Source organism: Polaromonas aquatica (assembly GCF_042659145.1).
In the GTDB taxonomy this organism is placed as follows: domain Bacteria; phylum Pseudomonadota; class Gammaproteobacteria; order Burkholderiales; family Burkholderiaceae_C; genus Polaromonas; species Polaromonas aquatica.
The window spans coordinates 20,863-37,620 of record NZ_JBHSRS010000074.1 but is presented as its reverse complement, the minus strand read 5'-3'; the positions used below and the strand labels follow the sequence as shown (position 1 = coordinate 37,620).

Here is a 16,758-nt window from a genome sequence, read left to right as displayed (position 1 = left end):
ATTCCAGTGCCTTGCCGGACGGGCCACCCGCGGGCGTTCCCGCTGCTAATGCCGGATGGGGCTTGTTTGTTGTCGTATTCATATTTAGTCCTTTACACAATCGTTAACCGGAGCTCCGGCGAGACCACATCTTTGCTGGTGCGCATGTGATTTCGCAGAGGCTGCCCAATAAAAATCAGGTCATCTGTTTCATGATTCGAACAAGCTTTCCGGCATATTGCGGATCAGTCGCATAACCGGCTCGCTGCAATCCATGCGCGGCTTCGGCTGGGTTCTGCGTGGCCAGCACGTTGGCATAACGCGGATTCGTCACCAGGAATTTGGCGTAATCAGAGAATGACTCCTCATAGGAGGCATAAGCACGAAACGTTGCCTGGCCTTTTTGGGCCACTCCATTGATATATTCGGTCGTCGTGATTTCAACCACCGGCCCTTTCCAGCCCTTGTCGGCCTTGATGCCGAAAAGGTTGTAGCTGTTTCTGCCATCTTCGGCGCGTATCTCGCGGCGCCCCCAGCCCGACTCCAGCGCGGCCTGTGCCATGATCAGTTGGGCAGGAACACCACTGGCCTCGCTGGCCCGTTGCGCGGCGGGCAACATGCGTGAAACAAACTGCTCTACATGCGCTTGCGGCAAGGCACTCCGGCTTAACGTCGCCTGTCCGGTAGCCGCTTCATAAATGGACAGATCCTGCGCGCGAGTCTGCGAGGACACTATCTCTGGTGGACGCCCTGGATTCAACACGCCGGAAGTTCCCGGGCGGATTTCGATCGGCAGACCGTCGCCAGCCAATGGCGGCGTCTCCTCGCTACGCACGGTGCGACGGAGCTGCGCATACATGGCCTCAGCCAGGCCAAGGCCTCGTCCGGACAAATTCTGGGACAGTTGCTGGTCCAGCATGGATGTGTACATCTTTTCCTGCTGGCCGCCAAACATGCCGCCCGAGGGTGTTGCCTCGCGCATACTCTTCAGGACCATCTGCATGAACATCACCTCAAACTGCTTTGAGGCCTGCTTCATGCCCTCATCGGGCGAGGTGCGAACGGTTCGACGCAAGGCATCAACACCCTGTACATCCAGCGACAAACGCTGGTCCAGCACGCCGCCGGTTGCAGCCTGCGCGCCATTGAGGCCGGAAAAACTGGAAGCGCTCACGGAGGGACCTTAGATGATTTCGAGTTCGGCGCGCAAGGCACCGACCGCCTTCATGGCTTGCAGGATGGAGAGAAGATCCTGGGGATTCGCGCCCAGGGTATTGAGTCCCTTGATCACATCAGCCAGGGAGGCCCCGCCGCGCACGACCTGCAGCGCGCCGCCCGCCTGGCTGAGTTCAATCTGCGAGCGCTGCGTAGCGACCGTCTTCCCGCCAGAAAGCGGGTTGGGCTGGCTGATCACGGGATCGGTATTGATCACCACCGACAAATTGCCGTGTGCCACTGCGCAGTCCTGGATGCGTACCGCCTGGTTCATCACCACCGAGCCAGTACGTGCATTGATCACCACTTTGGCCATGGCCTGCGCAGGGGCAACATCAATGTTCTCGATACGGGCCAGAAAGCCCACCCGCTCTTCCGGCCGGGTCGGCCCTGCAACCTGGATCACCCGGGCATCCAGTGCAGTCGCAGTTCCCGGACCAAAATTGCGGTTAATGGCATCAACCGCCTTTTGCACCGTTCCAAAATCAGTCGTATTCAGTTCAAGCATCAGGGTGCCGTCATTACCCAACGCAGACTCCACCGAACGCTCGACAATAGCCCCAGCCGGGATACGGCCAGAACTGAGCTGATTGATCTTGACCTGGCTGCCATTCGCAGATGCGCCGGCCCCGCCAACCACCATATTGCCCTGTGCCAGCGCATAAACCTGGCCATCCGCGCCTTTCAGCGGCGTCATCAACAAGGTGCCTCCGCGCAGGCTTTTTGCATTACCCATGGATGACACGGTAATGTCAATGTTCTGCCCTGGCCTCGCGAACGGCGGCAATGTAGCAGTCACCATCACGGCAGCCACATTTTTGAGCTGCATGTTCGTCCCGGGCGGCACGGTGATCCCCAGCTGTCCCAGCATATTGCTCAGACTTTGCGTTGTGAAAGGGGTCTGCATGGTCTGGTCGCCGCTGCCATCCAGGCCCACCATCAGTCCGTAGCCAATCAGCGGGTTGTCGCGCACACCCTGAATGCTGGCGAGATCCTTTAAACGCTCCGCCTGTGAAGGCGGGGTCACCAGGGCGGCCAGCAGAAAACAGCATTTCAGACTGAAGCCGGCGCCGCCCTGGCGTTTCCCACGGAGGCGCGGGAGTAATGTCGAGTTGGTCTGCATGATCAGAATGGCAGAACGTTAAGGAAGAAGCGCTGGAGCCAGCCCATGTTTTGGGCTTCGTCGATATAGCCCTTGGCGCTGTACTCAATCCGGGCGTCAGCCACCTGGGTCGATGGCACGGTGTTGTTCGCACTGACAGTACGCGGATTCACCACGCCTGAAAAACGGATGAACTCGGTTCCCTGGTTGATCAGCATCTGCTTTTCTCCGCTCACCAGCAGGTTCCCATTCGGCAGGACTTCCACTACCGTCACCGTGATCACGCCATTAAAGGTGTTCCGGGCATTGGCGCCGCCTTTCGCGCTCATGATGTTTTTGCCCCCGGCATCAGCATCCTGGTCGCTCGAAATCAGCCCTCCGAACAACTTCGGGACCAGGCCAACTGTCGAGTTGGCACTTCCCGTACGACTGGCATCTGCAGCCGAGTTTTTGCTTGCATTGATGTTTTCGCTCACCAGAATGGTCAGGATGTCACCAAGATAACGTGGCCGCCTGTCCTCAAACAGCGCCTGAGCGCCAAGGCCTGTGCGATAGATCGAGCCATTGACTGGTGCAGCCGACCGTGCAGGCATGTCGTTCCGGGCCGTCATGGGCTGGTGTACCAGGGGTTCACGGGGAACCTGCGCACAACCGCCCAGCAACAGGCTGGGCGCGAGTATCCGCCACATCAATCGATGCCTCAGCAGCGCCTTGTCCATTACAGCTGGGCCAGGCGTGCGAGCATCTGGTCGGATGTTTGAACTGCCTTGCTATTGATTTCGTACGCACGCTGCGTCTGAATCATGTTGACCAGTTCTTCGACCACGTTGACATTCGATGACTCGACATAACCTTGGGCCAGAATGCCAGCGCCGTTCTGGCCAGGCGCGGTCTGGTTGGCTCCGCCGGAGGCATCGGTCTCCACATACAGGTTTTCGCCTTTGCTTTGCAAGCCTGTGGCATTCAAAAAAGTGGCGAGCTGAATCTGCCCGATTTGCACGCTGGCGGTGTTGCCTGCCTGGACCACAGACACCGTACCATCACGGCCAATGGACAGGCTGGTGGCGTTTTGCGGCACGGTGATGGCAGGCTGGACCGGGAAACCACTCGCAGTGACCAACTGACCATTCGCATCCGACTGGAACGAACCATCACGGGTATAGGCGGTTGATCCATCCGGCATCAGTATCTGGAAAAAACCGTCGCCATTGATGGCCACGTCCTTGGCATTCTCGGTTTTGGTCGGGTTGCCCTGGGTATGAATACGCTCGGTGGCGACAATGCGCACACCGGTACCCAGTTGCAGGCCCGAAGGCAACCGGGTTTGATCCGAACTCTGGCCTCCGCTCTGCCGCATGTTCTGATACATCAGATCTTCGAACACCGCGCGACTGCGCTTGAAACCCGTGGTGCCCACGTTGGCCAGGTTATTGGCAACCACGTCGAGCTGAGTCTGCTGCGCATCAAGACCGGTTTTGGCAATGGAGAGAGAACGAATCATGGGGAAAATCCTGCGAAGTGGCCTAAGCCGTTTTCATGTCAAATCAAAAGGGATCAAAGCGGGGCGAACTAGCTGTTGGAAAGCAGTTTGTTCGCCTGCTGGTCATTGGCCTCAGCCGTTTGCAGCGTTTTCATCTGCATCTCAAAACGTCGCGCATTGGCAATCATGTCAACCATGGCCTCAACCGGATTGACATTGCTGCCCTCCAGCGCGCCAGTCAATACGCGCATTGCGGGGTCGGCTTGCGCCGCCGCAACCCCGGTGCGCATCCGGAAAAGTCCGTCGTCGCCGCGCACCAGGTCCGCGACCGGCGGGTTGACCAGTTTCAGGCGCCCCACCTCCGCAGCACCAACGACCGGGTCACCGGCGCCCATCGCCGTGACCACGCCGTCATCGGCAATGACAAGAGACGAACCGGGCGGCACGACCAATGGGCCAGCTTCACCGACCACAGGTCGCGAATCCATGGTCAACAACTGTCCGTCGGCACCAATCTGCAGATTGCCGACGCGGGTAAAGGCCTCGCTGCCATCCGGCATTTGCACAGTGAGCCACCCGTCCCCACGCACCGCCACATCCAGCGCCCGGCCGGTTTGCGTCAAAGGGCCGGCGCGCATATCCGCCCCCGGCGTGGTCGCAACCACCATGGCGCGCGTTGCCGTCTCCTCGCCTACAACGGGCACGGCACGGAAGTTGTTGATCTGTGCACGAAAGCCTGGCGTGGATACGTTGGCCATGTTGTTGGCCACGGCCGCCTGCTGCTCAAGCGCCTGCTTGGCACCCGTCATGCCGACATAGATCATCCGGTCCATAGTTTTCCTTGATATTCTTGATTTACTCGCCGATACAGCCTGCCTTTTCAGCGAGCCAAAGGAAGATCAACGCATGTTCATCAGGGTCTGCATCACCTGATCTTGTGTCTTGACGGTCTGGGAATTGGCCTGATAAGTACGTTGGGCAATGATCAGGTTGACCAGCTCGGCAGTCAGATCGACGTTGGAAGACTCCAGCGCACCAGAAGCAAGCGCGCCGAGCTTGGTGCCGGCGCCGGGCGTGCCCGTCAACGGCTGCCCCGACATTGCCGTCTCAGACCAGACGTTGTCACCTTTGGACTGCAACCCGTTCGGATTCGCAAATGAAGACAGGACAATCTGCCCCAACGTCTTGGTCTGTTCGTTCGAGTACTTTCCGACAAGGGTGCCATCCTGATTGATGGACATGGCGGTCAACACGCCCGAGGTATATCCATCCTGAGTCAATTTCTTGACATCATTGGGACTGCCAAACTGGGTGGTTCCGGTCAGGTCCATGCTGTAGACCATGGGCGATGAGCCATTGCCGAAAGTGAGACTGCCAAAATCCAGTTTTCCGTTTGGTGGATTAACCACAACCCCTGCCGCATCCAGCGCCAGGGTGCCGTTGCTATTAAAAACGGCAGCGCCGAAACTGGTGCCATTGGTGGCCGGCTTGGTCGGGTCAACTGCATCAGGCGCCACCTTGGCACCGGTGGCGCCATCAAGCGGCCATCCATCAGCCGTCGCATAGACCTTCCAGGCATTGACAGCCGGCGCGGGGTCCTTGACGAAGTATGTCGACAACTCATGTGGATTGCCCAGCGAGTCATACACTGTGACCGAGTTGGCGTAGTTGTATGTCAGCGAATTGTTGGGGTCGAACGCGGCCGCAGGCGCAACGCTACGCGAGTCGAGATTGAACTGGGCCGAAATATTCTGGGTCGAGTTCGGCGTCATGGACGCCGTTGGCAACTGCAAGGCGGAAGGACTGCCGCCAGCAATGGCGCCATTGGCACCCACCTGGTACCCAGTCAGCCGCAATCCCGCCGAATTGACAATAAAGCCGTTCTTGTCCATATCGAACTGGCCATTGCGTGAATAGGAAATTTCGCCGCCCGGGCTGGCCAGCCGGAAAAATCCGTCGCCATTGAGAATGGCCACATCCAGCGCTCTGGTGCTGGTTTGTATCGAGCCAGCGGCGAAGTTCTGGACAATGCTAGACACCTTGGATCCCAGGCCGATTTTCGAACCAGCGTAAACGTCAGAAAACTGAACGCCGCCGGACTTGAAGCCAATCGTTCCCGAATTGGCAATGTTGTTGCCGATGACATCGAGATTGCTTGCAGCGGCATTCAAACCGCTTACCCCTTGTGCGAAACCCATGGTATTTCCTTCTTTAGAAATGGACTTTTAAACAGATGCTGCCGCGAGGATCAGATTCAAAGAATCAGGCGGACGTCGCCGAGACCAGCTTTTTTCCCGGAGGAGAGATCGAGAGAAATCCCGGCACTGCCCTGGGACACGCTGGTGACCTCGGCATAGGTCAGGGCCCCGGCAGCCACCTTGGTATCGCCAACACGAGCCTCAACACTGACCTTGTAGGCGCCATCGGGCACCGCGGTGCCACTGTCACTCAAACCATCCCATGACAGCGTCTTGACACCTTGCGGCAATGCCCCCAGATCGAAGGTCCGCACAACATCACCCGCCGCATTCGTAACTGTGACCTTCATCGAGTCGGCCCCTTGCAGTGCCTCGACGGCAAATGCCACATCCGTCCCGGCCTTGAGCGTCAACTCGTTGCCCGGCACCAACACATTGCGGCCAATCAGGGAGGCGGATTGCAAAACCTGGCTGGACCCGCTTTGGGCCAGCAACGACTGAAACGCGGAGTTGAGTTTCTCGATCCCGCTGACCGTGCTCATCTGGGCCAGTTGCGAGGTTAACTGTGCGTTGTCCAGGGGACTGAGCGGGTCCTGGTTGTTGAGCTGGGTGACAAGCAGCTTCAAAAACCGCTGCTCGCTTTCAGACCCCGAAGCGCCCCCGGAAGCCAACGCACCCAGCGTACTGGAGCCGTCTGTTGAATTCACGCCATTCACTGCCATAAAAAATTCTCCGGTAATTGGTAGGTCGACGGCTTACTGCCCGATCGACAGTGTTTTCAGAATCATTGTTTTTGCCGTATTGAGCACTTCGACGTTGGCCTGGTAGGAGCGTGAGGCCGAGATCATGTTGACCATCTCCTCAACCACGTTGACGTTGGGCATGGCCACATAACCATCTGCATTGGCATTCGGATTTTTCGGGTCATGCACCATGCGCAATGGGGACGGATCCTCGACCACCCGGGCGACCCGGACACCACCGATATCCTGCCCGCCGGACGGCACCATCTCGAACACCACCTGTCGCGCGCGGTAAGGCTGGCCATCGGGCCCGGCAACGCTGTCGGCATTGGCCAGGTTGCTGGCCGTGGTATTCATGCGCTGGGATTGCGCCGTCATGGCGGAACCCGCAATTTCAAAAATGCCCAACGAATTATTGGAATAAGGCAATGTATTAACTCCGAACAGTGACTACTGAACCGCAGACAGCAGTGACTTGATTTTTGAACCCAGGATCGTCAAATTGGCCTCGTAACGCATGGCGTTGTCGGCAAAATTGACGCGCTCCACATCCATCTCCACCGTATTGCCATCAATGCTTGACTGGTTGGGCGTTCGGTACATCAGCTCCGCATCGCCAACTGCACGCGCCTCACCAGGCAGATGCCGGGACGAGGTCGTGGCCATGGACATGGACTGGGATTGCCTGCCGCGCTCCACCGCCTGCGCCAGGTTGCTGCTGAAATCGAAATCACGCGCCTTGAAGTTGGGCGTGTCCGCATGGGCAATATTCCCCGACAAAACCTCCTGCCGCCGCGCCCGCAAATTGAGAGCCTCCTGATGGAAGCGGAAGGCTGAATCCAGCTTGTCGATCATTTTTTTTCCGTCATTGAAGTAGCTCGCAAGCCCGGTCACCCAAGCTTCTTTGTGTGAAAATAATTGTAGGTAGCGGACCCACGAGCAATCACTTGAATAGATGGGGTTTCAAGCGCTAATTCAATTCTTCCTGACGGCATCACAACAAGGATTCACCCCTTGATCCATGCCGTTTGATCCGAAAAACAAGGTCTGGATTGCAACGCAATTCAGCGCTTGGCAACGGCACACAGGATCCTAAAATATTGCCATCAGCAAACAGGTCCGGGCATCTTCAGGCGCCAATAAGGGATTCATGACAACGCCATCAAACACACCCCTGCGTCGACTGCATATCGCGATTGCCCTGTCCATGGTGCTGGCAGCCATGACAGCATTGACACCCTCGGCGCACGGTACAACACCCGCACCGCTGCCTGGTAGTGCGCGGCCGGTTATCGAACAGTTCTTGTTGAATCAGACCGCCGGCCTGCCAGGTCGGGTCAGCATCACCATTGACACCCCCCAGTCAGGCGCGCTGCCGCCATGCGAGGCTCTCGAACCGTTTCTACCTGCTGGCGCTCGTCCCTGGGGACGCACATCCGTCGGGGTCCGGTGCAACACAGCTCAGCCCTGGACCCGCTACGTTCCCGCCTACGTCAAGGTCGTGGGAACCTATTACGCAAGTACACGCCAGATTGATGCCGGTCAGGCACTGGCGCCTGCCGACACAGAGCGGCGCGAAGGCGACCTCACCAAACTGCCTGCCAGCGTCGTTGTCGATTCATCGCAACTGAACGGCGTCATAGCCTCAAACAGAATTGCTTCAGGATCTCCCGTGCGGCGGGAGTTCCTGCGAGGCAACTCCATCGTGCGTCAGGGTCAAAACATCAAGGTTGTCACGCAGGGCGCTGGTTTTGTGGTGAGCACCGAGGGAAGAGCCATGACGGATGCCGCAGCGGGTTCGCTTGTTCAGGTCAAAATCCAGGGTGGGCAATTATTGAGCGGCGTCCTTCGCCCAGACGGCATCGTCGAGCGGTCGAACTGATTTACCCGGCAGTTTTTGGGTTCTTTCCTAAAGTTCTGTACTGAGCAACCGTTATATGGGAGAGAGCTCCCCGAGGAAACACCATGAAGATCGATCAAAACGTTACATTTCTGAAGAGCCTGGCGGGTACGTCCGCCACGGCACCAGCGAAGGCCGGCGCAGCGGCCATGGCAGCGGAAACCGCCCAGGCGGCCCGGCCGGCCACGCCTACGCCCTTGCTGCCCTCTACCAATGGTGACTTTGATGCCGCACGTGTGGCGCGTATTCGGGAAAGCATCAGCGCCGGCCACTACCAGGTGAATGCCGAAAAAATCGCGGACGGCCTGCTGGCCACCGTGCATGACTTGCTGAAAAACAAAAATACGCCATGAGCCAGTTATTGCTGAATCACCTGACCCGGGAATGCGCGGCCATTGGGGAATTCCTCGAGTTGCTGGATCAGGAAGCAAGTGCCATGACCCAGGGTAACTTCGCCTGCCTGCCAGGACTGACCGAGCGCAAGGCGCAACTCGCAGACCAGATCGCACTCTTTAGCCGCCAACGCGAAATCGAGCTGGTAAAACTCGGATATACGGCGGACCGCAACGGCGCAGAGGCTGCTGCAAACGCTGGCGGAAAGTTGCTGCAAGACACCTGGAATAAGTTACTGACGCGCGCAGCGCTGGCCCACGAGCACAACTACCGCAATGGCGTAATGATCCACACGCACCTGGATTTCACCCGGCAGGCCATCAGCTTCCTGCACGCGGGCGGTCAACCGCTGTACGGGGCGAATGGCGCTCACCACACCGGAAGCAACAGCGGCAACAGCCTCGCCCTGGGGTAAGCACCCACCCGGGGGCAATCATGCCCCCGCTCAGGCATTTCCGCCTGCGCAGGCAGGCCCATCCCCGTTTACGAGCTACAGTATCTCGGCCAGAATCCCGCGCAAACGGCTGATCACCTGGCTGTGCAACTGGCAAACACGTGACTGGCTGACCTCCATTACAGCGCCAATTTCACGCAGGTTCAGTTCCTGCTCGTAATACAGACTAAGGAGCAGGCGTTCACGCTCCGGAATCGCCTCGATCGCCTGTACCAGGCGATGCCGCAAACCGCTTTCGAGCAACTGGCTCAGCGGATCGCTGATATCACGGCGATCGCCATTTGCCCCCCTTGCTTGCTGGTCAAGAAAACTGTTTTCCTGGTCACTGCGATCGAAGTCCTCGTAATAGACCAACTGGCACCCGTGAATTTCCTGAAGCAGCTGTTGATATGCCTCCAGCGGCAACTGCAATTCACCGGCTATTTCTCCCTCCGTAGGTGCGCGCCCCAGCCTTTGCTCCTGAACCTGGACCGCCGCCGCAACACTGCGCGAAGACTGCCGCAAACCACGCGACACCCAGTCATTGGCACGCAGCTCATCCAGCATTGCGCCGCGAATACGCTGACTGGCGTACGTTTCGAACTTGGCCCCCTGGTCGTCCTGATAGCGTTTGGCGGCATCCAGCAGGCCCAGCATGCCGGCCTGAATCAGGTCATCCATATCAACACTGGCAGGCAGCTTTGCGATCAACTGCAAGGCCAGGCGACGTACCAGCGGCGCATACTGCGTCAGCAAGTCCGACGAGCCGGAGCTGGTGATTTTTCCCTGTGATGTGTACATTGAAAAGGTTCCCGTTTTCTTGGCGATCGATCACTCAGCGTTTGTCAGATGCATCAGTGCATCCCCGCTACAGGATGGGCTTCCTGACGGGTAGCGATGCCGGGCTGCAACGGCAGTGATCTGCCAGCCGATGGCTTATGGGGCCAGTGCAACAGGTCAGCGGCCAGCTGGCGAAAATCGCTTGCGGCTGGACTGCTCTGAAATGCTTCAACCACCGTCAGGTTCAGCCGTTGCGCCTGAAGCACCAATGGATCGGCCCTTACCCAGCCGGCAGGCTCCAGCGCCACCGCAAGGTAGCGGCTACCGGTGTCCGCCAGATTGGCCAAAACCCGTTTCGCCGCAACCGCATCTGCGGTCTGGTTGACCATGACACGAACCCGCTGCAAGGCATGTGCATAGTGCAGTCTCTTGATGCAGGCATAAGCCTGCATGATGGACGCGGCATTGGCCTGCAGAACCACAAGAACATCATCGGCTTTTGCTGCCGCAGCAGACAGCGCGCCATCCCCATTAAGTACGGCATTGATCAATGTCAGGTGCTCATGCGAACGACAGCGCGCCTGATTCACTTCCTGGTGTTCGTCCAGCAAATGCACCTCACGCCCCTGCAACACAAGCGCAGCTCGCAGGTTTGAGGCGACGTCAGCAATGCATACGGCAGGCTCACACCCCACCAGTGCGACCAGCCTTCCGGGGCTGCTGGACATCAGCCGCCGCAGGCCATCGGCCTGATCACCAACTACTTTTCGCATTCTGAATAACCTAACCCTGCACCGATGCAGCGCCGGACGAAACCGGTACCGCCGCATCCCCGGTGTCCATCGCATCCAGAAGCACAAAGAGTTTCCCCAAGCCTTCAAAAAGAGCTGTGCCGGGAATTGCCCTATCAGCACGAACAGAACGTCCGGCCAATTGAGCCAGGACCTTGCGCGCCGTTTCTGGCCAGGTACCTTTAGCCTGTTGAAGCCTGAATATCGTGGTTGACGCCTGACCAGCCACCAGCAAGCGTTTGGACGGAGCGAGCTCCCCGAAAGCACTTACATCACCAAGCTGCTGGAGGTTTTGGCCGAGGAGCTTGAAGTACGCATCAGCAGTGGCCCGCCAGGCCGGCCATTGCGCCATCTGCAACGCGGTTGCCTTTACTTCAGGGCTGGCGAGCAGATACCCGAGCCGCAATACCTTTCCCGTATCGATGTCAACCAGGCGAGTCACGACGCAACGCAACGGCGAAGAGACCAGCCCACCTCCGGTGCCGTTGAATTTTGAGTCAACGCACAGGGCAACCGTCATTTCGGCCACCGACAACAACGCGGTCTTCTTTTTGTACAAAACCGGCTCCACGCCGCTGAAGGACAGCGCCGCAGCAAGCTTGAGCAAGGTTTTCGGCGCTTCGTCTCCAGGGACAAGCACGCGAAGCGCAGCGGCCGCGCTCGCAGCCCAGTGGACGCCAGTGGCGTGCAAGGCCTGGATCACACCGTATGCAGGCAGGTGGGCAAGGAGGTGAACCGGGGATCTATCGGCACAGCTTGCTGGACGCAACCACCCGGGCATAGGCATGCCCGGAATCAGTGAACCGCCCATCTCGTGCTGAGGCACCGCGGCGAAAGGCTGGCCAGTGCGATCCGACAGCAGGACGCCGACTGTCATGGCTGAATCGGCGCCGGCATCCAGTGTCGGGCGAACCTCGCCCGCAGCCACCAGCAGATGGTCGCTGCAGTGGGTCTTTATATCTGCGCTCACCTGTGATGCAAGCATTTGCTCAATAGCATCCTTGCCGGCCCGCTCGTCAGCAAGTGTGCGCCAGAGCAGGCGGGTGTCGTCAAACCCGATCTGGCCGCCGGCAAGTGCGGCGGCATTCGAGGTCAACTCCTGTGCGTTGTGGGCCAGGGTCCGTATCAGTTGCTGGCATTGCGATCGCAGGCGTTCGCTGACGGCTTCGGCCGCGGCCAGCTCCGCACCTTTTCTGGAAACAGCCGTTTCTTCAGCAAGGTCGGCCTCGCCGGGCACAAACAGGGAGCTTTTGCTTTTAGCTTGAAAAACGCTGTCGATCAGTACATTGCGATCACCCAGCATCAGATGCTCTGGTACTTTCTGCCCGCTGGAAATGTAGTGCACGGGCAACTGGTGACGGATAACCGTATCTATCAATGCACCGGGATGTGTGGCCTCGTCAACCTTGGTAAAAATGCAGCCGGACAATGCCGTGCCGCCGGCTCCGGATACACCGTCCCGGTAGGCTTGCACCACTTCGTTAAGCGTGTCGCCATGGCTGGCGGCGTTAAGCAACAGCAGGCGTTTGACCGGCCGGCTGGCACCGCACAGCATGGCGATCTGGTCCGACACCGCGCGATCCCGCTGACTCATGCCTACGGTATCAATCAGCACCATGTGCTTGTCCTTGAGGTCCGAGAGCACCAGCTCAAGATCCACCGCATCCTTCACGGCGTGCACCGACACACCAAGTATCTGGCCGTAAATGCGCAACTGCTCGTAAGCGCCGATACGGTAACTGTCGGTAGTGACCAGCGCCAGTTTTTCTGGTCCGAAGCGCATCACACAGCGTGCGGCCAGCTTGGCCGTTGTCGTGGTCTTACCAACCCCCGTTGGCCCCATCAGCGCATAAATCCCACCCTCATTCATGAGGGCATCCTCGTCCTCCAGCATGGGCATCTGCTGCGCCATCGCCGCCTTGAGGTAACGCATGCCATCGGCATAGTTCTGGCCCGTAGGCAGGTTTGCCAGCAGGTCTTTGGCCAGGCGGGCACTGAAGCCGGCGCCCAGCAACGTCCGTAGCAGCTGGCCTCTCAGAGGATCCCTTCTTTGCGCCTCATTCCAGCGAATGCCGGCCAGTTGTTCTTCAATCATCCCCCTCATGGAATGGATTTCATGCAGGACACTGCCACTATCGACGGCTGCTTGTGGCGTTAACGCCGCTTGTGGCTCCGGGGCACTTGCAACAGGGTGAGCGGCCTCGGGCAGAGCCTGCCCGGATGGCGCGGGCATAGCGGCAGCAACATCGGCATGCACGGATAGGTCCGGAGCATCCGCAACAGCCTCGTCCAGGGTCGCGACAATTTCTACACCCTCGGCGATGACCTTGTTGGACAGGACAATGGCGTCGGGACCCAGTCGCTCCCGAAGAAGGCGAAGCGCCTGCCGGCTGGATGGTGCGACGATCCTGCAGGTAACCGCGTCAGATTCCGTATGCGTGTTCAAGCTTTTCCTCCGATGGTGGCAGTGACTTTGATGGTGCGCGTGTCAGGAATTTCAGCGTGAGAAAGTACCTTGAGTTGCGGCAGGCTGCGCCGCAGAAAACGGGCCAGCAAGACGCGCAACGGGTGTTGCACAACCAGCACCGGAGCCAGTCCCAGTTGCGCCTGCCTGGCCATGGCCGATTGGGTCTCACGCAGAAGACTGTCGGCCAGGCCAGGCTCAAGTCCGCCGCTGCTGGTCAGCGCCTGCAGCAGCACGCGGTCCAGCGAACCGTCAAGACCTATGACCTGAAGCTCTTCATTGCCTGGGTAAATCTGCTGGCTGATGGCGCGCCCCAGGGCCAGCCGGATCAGCGAGGTCAGTTCCGTGGTGTCGCTCACCGTGGAGGCATGCTCGACAAGCACATCCAGAATCGTGCGCATGTCACGGATAGGAACACTCTCATCAAGAAGGTTTTGCAAGACCTTCTGCACGGTCGTCAAGGACAGGGTCTTGGGAACCAGGTCCTGAACCAGCATGGGCGACTCCTTGCCGATCCGGTCCAGCAATTGCTGAACCTCCTGGCGCCCCAGAAGTTCTGCCGCATGCGCATGTATCAGGTGGTTCAGGTGCGTTGCCACCACCGTGCTTGCATCCACCACCGTGTAACCGTATATCTGTGCCTGTTCGCGCAAGCTGCCATCAATCCAGACTGCCGGCAGGCCGAACGCCGGGTCCCGGGTTTGTGTACCGGGCAATGGCGCACTGACCTGCCCCGGATTGATTGCCATCCATTGCCCCGGCGACGCCTCACCCTGCCCAATTTGCACACCTTTGAGTTTGACCACATAGGCGTTTGGCTTGATCTCGAGGTTGTCACGAATGTGGACCACAGGCACCAAAAAGCCGATGTCCTGGGCGAATTTTTTGCGAATGCTCTTGATGCGCCCCAACAGCTCCCCGTTCTGCGCCTTGTCCACCAGAGAGATCAGCCTGTAGCCGACTTCCAGTCCCAACGGATCGACCAGCGCCACATCGTCCCAGGTGGCCTCCTGCAATTCAGCCGCGACCTGCGGGGCCGGGGTCTCTGCCGCAGCGCCGGCACTGCTGGCTGCACGTTGCATCACCCGCCGGCCGAACCAGATCAGGCCGCCCGCAATGATCAGAAACGCCAGGTTCGGCATCCCCGGAATCAAACCCATCATGCCAATAACACCAGCTGTGAGAAACAGCACCTGTGGATTGGCGAACAGCTGCCCGGTCAGTTGTCCCCCGACATCCTCATCCGTCGTCACCCGGGACACGATCACACCGGCCGCCGTTGAAATCACCAGCGCAGGAATTTGTGCAACCAGGCCGTCACCGATGGCAAGCAGGGTGTAGGTCGTGGCGGCGGTCGAAAAATCCAGGCCATGCTGGGCAACGCCGACGATCAGGCCGCCAATGATGTTGATCACCAGAATCAGCAGGCCCGCAACAGCATCGCCGCGTACGAATTTGCTGGCACCGTCCATCGAGCCGTAGAAATCCGCCTCCTGAGCCACTTCAGCCCGGCGTTTTCGGGCCACATCTTCGCCAATCAGGCCGGCATTCAGATCCGCGTCAATCGCCATCTGCTTGCCCGGCATGGCATCCAGCGTGAAGCGGGCGCCGACTTCCGCAATACGGCCGGCACCCTTGGTAATCACCATGAAGTTGATGACCACCAAAATGATGAATACCATCACACCCACCGCAAAATTTCCGCCGACCAGGAAGTGGCCAAACGCTTCGATCACTTTGCCCGCTGCATCCGGGCCCGTATGCCCCTCCATGAGCACAACCCGGGTGGACGCCACATTCAGCGAAAGCCTGAGCAGGGTGGTGAACAACAGCACCGCGGGAAAAGCCGCAAAATCCAGCGCCTTCATGGTGTACATGCTGACCAGCAGCACCATGATGGACAGCGCGATATTGAAGGTGAAAAGCAGGTCCAGCAAAAACGGTGGCAGCGGCAGGACCATCATGCTGAGAATCAGGATGATCAGGATAGGACCCACAAGGCCCTTGCCGTTGCTGCCAGCCATCATCAGCTTGGGAAGTCGCATCAATGTATTCAACGCTGTCATGCAGTACTTCCCAGGGGATCCAGTGTTTCAGGAACAGGCAGGTTTTTTGGCGCAGGCGGCACGATGCCCCCTTCTGCGCTCTGGCGGTGCAACTGGTAAGCCCACGCCAGCACCTCGGCCACGGCCGCATACAAGGCGACCGGTATCTCGGAACCCAGTTTGGTGTGGCGGTACAGCGCACGCGTCAGCGGCGGCGCTTCCAGAACCGGGATCCTGTTTTCTTCCGCCAGGGTGCGGATGCGCAAGGCCACCAGGTCGGTACCCTTGGCGACAACACGCGGAGCCCGCATGTCCTTGTCGCTGTATTTGAGTGCGACCGCGAAGTGGGTCGGATTGGTAACTATGATGTCCGCCTTCGGAACTTCCGCCATCATCCGGCGCTTGGCCATCTGTTGCTGCTGGCGCCTGATCTGGGCCTTGACCTGCGGGTCGCCATCACTTTCCTTGTGCTCGTTCTTCAAGTCCTCCCGGGACATCCGCAGCTTGCGGAAGTGACTCCACAACTGGTACGGCACATCAATCGCAACCACCAGCAACAGCGACGCCACGATCAGTGCGCAGCTCATGGCCACCACCTTCAGGGTATGCGGCAGCGCGGCTCGTACCGGCTCGCTCATCAGCGCCATGATGACCTCCAGATTGCCGGAGATAACCCACCAGGCGATGCCCCCCACCAGCAGGGACTTCACAATCGTCTTGACCAGTTCGGCCAGCGCATTGGCTGAAAACATGCGGCCGATTCCGGCGACAGGGTTCATCTTGGAAAAATTGGGAGCCAGTGACTGGGTCGAGAACAGCCAGCCGCCCAGCATCATGGGCGCGACCAGCGCTGCCACCAGCATCATCGCCAGCAGCGGCATCAAGGCCTGCAAGGCGTGGAGTACGGCCGTACCGGCCAGCACCATCATGTAAGAAGGATCAAACGCGGAAGCCCGGTCGAACTGCAGGCCATTGCGCAAGGCGCTATCGAAATGGCCGCCGATCATGTCCCCCATGATCCACAGCCCGCTCATCCCGGTTGTCAGCATCACAAAGGTCACCAACTCGCGCGATCGTGCAACCTGCCCTTCCTCACGCGCCTTCTCGAGGCGCCTGGGTGAGGCAGGTTCGGTTTTTTCGAGATCGCTTTCTTCCGCCATTAATGCTCCGGGACTCAAGGCACAAAGTGCCAACTCTCGAAGATTATTGAGGAAAGGGCCTTGTACTGATAGGCC

General features: G+C 59.0%; 17 protein-coding genes. 3 read left to right on the top strand and 14 right to left on the bottom strand.

The genetic code is table 11. The annotated features are described in order from the left end of the window. Nucleotides 1–175: 175 nt before the first annotated feature. The 9 genes from flgJ to flgB form a co-directional block, all read right to left on the bottom strand. Nucleotides 176–1,153, bottom strand: a complete 978-nt coding sequence (gene flgJ / locus ACFQND_RS13765) for a flagellar assembly peptidoglycan hydrolase FlgJ (RefSeq protein WP_377413881.1) — start codon at nucleotides 1,151–1,153, stop codon at nucleotides 176–178. 9 nt (nucleotides 1,154–1,162) lie between these two features. Next, the gene (locus ACFQND_RS13760) at nucleotides 1,163–2,317 is read right to left on the bottom strand and encodes a flagellar basal body P-ring protein FlgI (RefSeq protein ID WP_371438270.1); all 1,155 of its coding nucleotides are present in this window, start codon (nucleotides 2,315–2,317) and stop codon (nucleotides 1,163–1,165) included. A 2-nt stretch (nucleotides 2,318–2,319) separates the two neighbouring features. Further along, nucleotides 2,320–2,985 (bottom strand): flagellar basal body L-ring protein FlgH, encoded by a 666-nt coding sequence (locus tag ACFQND_RS13755; RefSeq protein ID WP_371438271.1) that lies wholly within the window; start codon nucleotides 2,983–2,985, stop codon nucleotides 2,320–2,322. Nucleotides 2,986–3,014: 29 nt separating this feature from the next. Beyond that, nucleotides 3,015–3,797 (bottom strand): flagellar basal-body rod protein FlgG, encoded by a 783-nt coding sequence (flgG, locus tag ACFQND_RS13750; protein WP_371438272.1) that lies wholly within the window; start codon nucleotides 3,795–3,797, stop codon nucleotides 3,015–3,017. Between the two features lie 68 nt (nucleotides 3,798–3,865). Further along, nucleotides 3,866–4,609 carry a flagellar basal body rod protein FlgF gene (locus tag ACFQND_RS13745; protein ID WP_371438273.1) on the bottom strand — a complete coding sequence of 248 codons (744 nt, stop codon included), beginning with the start codon at nucleotides 4,607–4,609 and terminating at the stop codon, nucleotides 3,866–3,868. A 66-nt stretch (nucleotides 4,610–4,675) separates the two neighbouring features. After that, complete coding sequence (gene flgE / locus ACFQND_RS13740; RefSeq protein WP_371438274.1) at nucleotides 4,676–5,974, bottom strand: flagellar hook protein FlgE; 1,299 nt, start codon at nucleotides 5,972–5,974, stop codon at nucleotides 4,676–4,678. A gap of 56 nt (nucleotides 5,975–6,030) precedes the next feature. Continuing rightward, complete coding sequence (locus tag ACFQND_RS13735) at nucleotides 6,031–6,696, bottom strand: flagellar hook assembly protein FlgD (RefSeq protein ID WP_377413874.1); 666 nt, start codon at nucleotides 6,694–6,696, stop codon at nucleotides 6,031–6,033. A gap of 33 nt (nucleotides 6,697–6,729) precedes the next feature. Continuing rightward, nucleotides 6,730–7,125 carry a flagellar basal body rod protein FlgC gene (flgC, locus tag ACFQND_RS13730; RefSeq protein ID WP_371438300.1) on the bottom strand — a complete coding sequence of 132 codons (396 nt, stop codon included), beginning with the start codon at nucleotides 7,123–7,125 and terminating at the stop codon, nucleotides 6,730–6,732. Nucleotides 7,126–7,167: 42 nt separating this feature from the next. Continuing rightward, a complete protein-coding gene (gene flgB / locus ACFQND_RS13725) occupies nucleotides 7,168–7,572 on the bottom strand; it encodes a flagellar basal body rod protein FlgB (RefSeq protein WP_371438276.1) in 405 nt (134 codons plus the stop codon). A 295-nt stretch (nucleotides 7,573–7,867) separates the two neighbouring features. Here flgB and flgA point away from each other — a divergent pair, with 295 nt between their 5' ends. The 3 genes from flgA to ACFQND_RS13710 all read left to right on the top strand — a co-directional run bounded on the left by flgA (nucleotide 7,868) and on the right by ACFQND_RS13710 (nucleotide 9,425). Then, the gene (gene flgA / locus ACFQND_RS13720; RefSeq protein ID WP_371438277.1) at nucleotides 7,868–8,599 is read left to right on the top strand and encodes a flagellar basal body P-ring formation chaperone FlgA; all 732 of its coding nucleotides are present in this window, start codon (nucleotides 7,868–7,870) and stop codon (nucleotides 8,597–8,599) included. Between the two features lie 83 nt (nucleotides 8,600–8,682). Then, nucleotides 8,683–8,970, top strand: coding sequence for a flagellar biosynthesis anti-sigma factor FlgM (gene flgM / locus ACFQND_RS13715; protein ID WP_371438278.1), 288 nt, complete (start codon nucleotides 8,683–8,685; stop codon nucleotides 8,968–8,970). Continuing rightward, nucleotides 8,967–9,425 carry a flagella synthesis protein FlgN gene (locus ACFQND_RS13710; protein WP_371438279.1) on the top strand — a complete coding sequence of 153 codons (459 nt, stop codon included), beginning with the start codon at nucleotides 8,967–8,969 and terminating at the stop codon, nucleotides 9,423–9,425. The genes flgM and ACFQND_RS13710 overlap by 4 nt, the downstream gene beginning before the upstream one ends. A gap of 75 nt (nucleotides 9,426–9,500) precedes the next feature. On the opposite strand, the gene ACFQND_RS13705 is transcribed toward ACFQND_RS13710, so the two are convergent. From ACFQND_RS13705 to flhB, 5 genes are read right to left on the bottom strand one after another with little or no spacing between them, the layout of a single operon-like run. After that, nucleotides 9,501–10,244 carry an RNA polymerase sigma factor FliA gene (locus tag ACFQND_RS13705; RefSeq protein WP_371438280.1) on the bottom strand — a complete coding sequence of 248 codons (744 nt, stop codon included), beginning with the start codon at nucleotides 10,242–10,244 and terminating at the stop codon, nucleotides 9,501–9,503. A gap of 53 nt (nucleotides 10,245–10,297) precedes the next feature. Then, nucleotides 10,298–10,996: a MinD/ParA family ATP-binding protein gene (locus ACFQND_RS13700; RefSeq protein WP_371438281.1), complete on the bottom strand. Its 699-nt coding sequence runs from the start codon at nucleotides 10,994–10,996 to the stop codon at nucleotides 10,298–10,300. 10 nt (nucleotides 10,997–11,006) lie between these two features. Continuing rightward, nucleotides 11,007–13,460: a flagellar biosynthesis protein FlhF gene (gene flhF, locus ACFQND_RS13695; RefSeq protein WP_371438282.1), complete on the bottom strand. Its 2,454-nt coding sequence runs from the start codon at nucleotides 13,458–13,460 to the stop codon at nucleotides 11,007–11,009. Then, complete coding sequence (gene flhA / locus ACFQND_RS13690) at nucleotides 13,457–15,544, bottom strand: flagellar biosynthesis protein FlhA (protein ID WP_371438283.1); 2,088 nt, start codon at nucleotides 15,542–15,544, stop codon at nucleotides 13,457–13,459. The genes flhF and flhA overlap by 4 nt, the downstream gene beginning before the upstream one ends. Continuing rightward, the gene (flhB, locus tag ACFQND_RS13685; RefSeq protein WP_371438284.1) at nucleotides 15,541–16,683 is read right to left on the bottom strand and encodes a flagellar biosynthesis protein FlhB; all 1,143 of its coding nucleotides are present in this window, start codon (nucleotides 16,681–16,683) and stop codon (nucleotides 15,541–15,543) included. Before flhB ends, flhA begins: the two co-directional genes overlap by 4 nt. Nucleotides 16,684–16,758 lie beyond the last annotated feature (75 nt).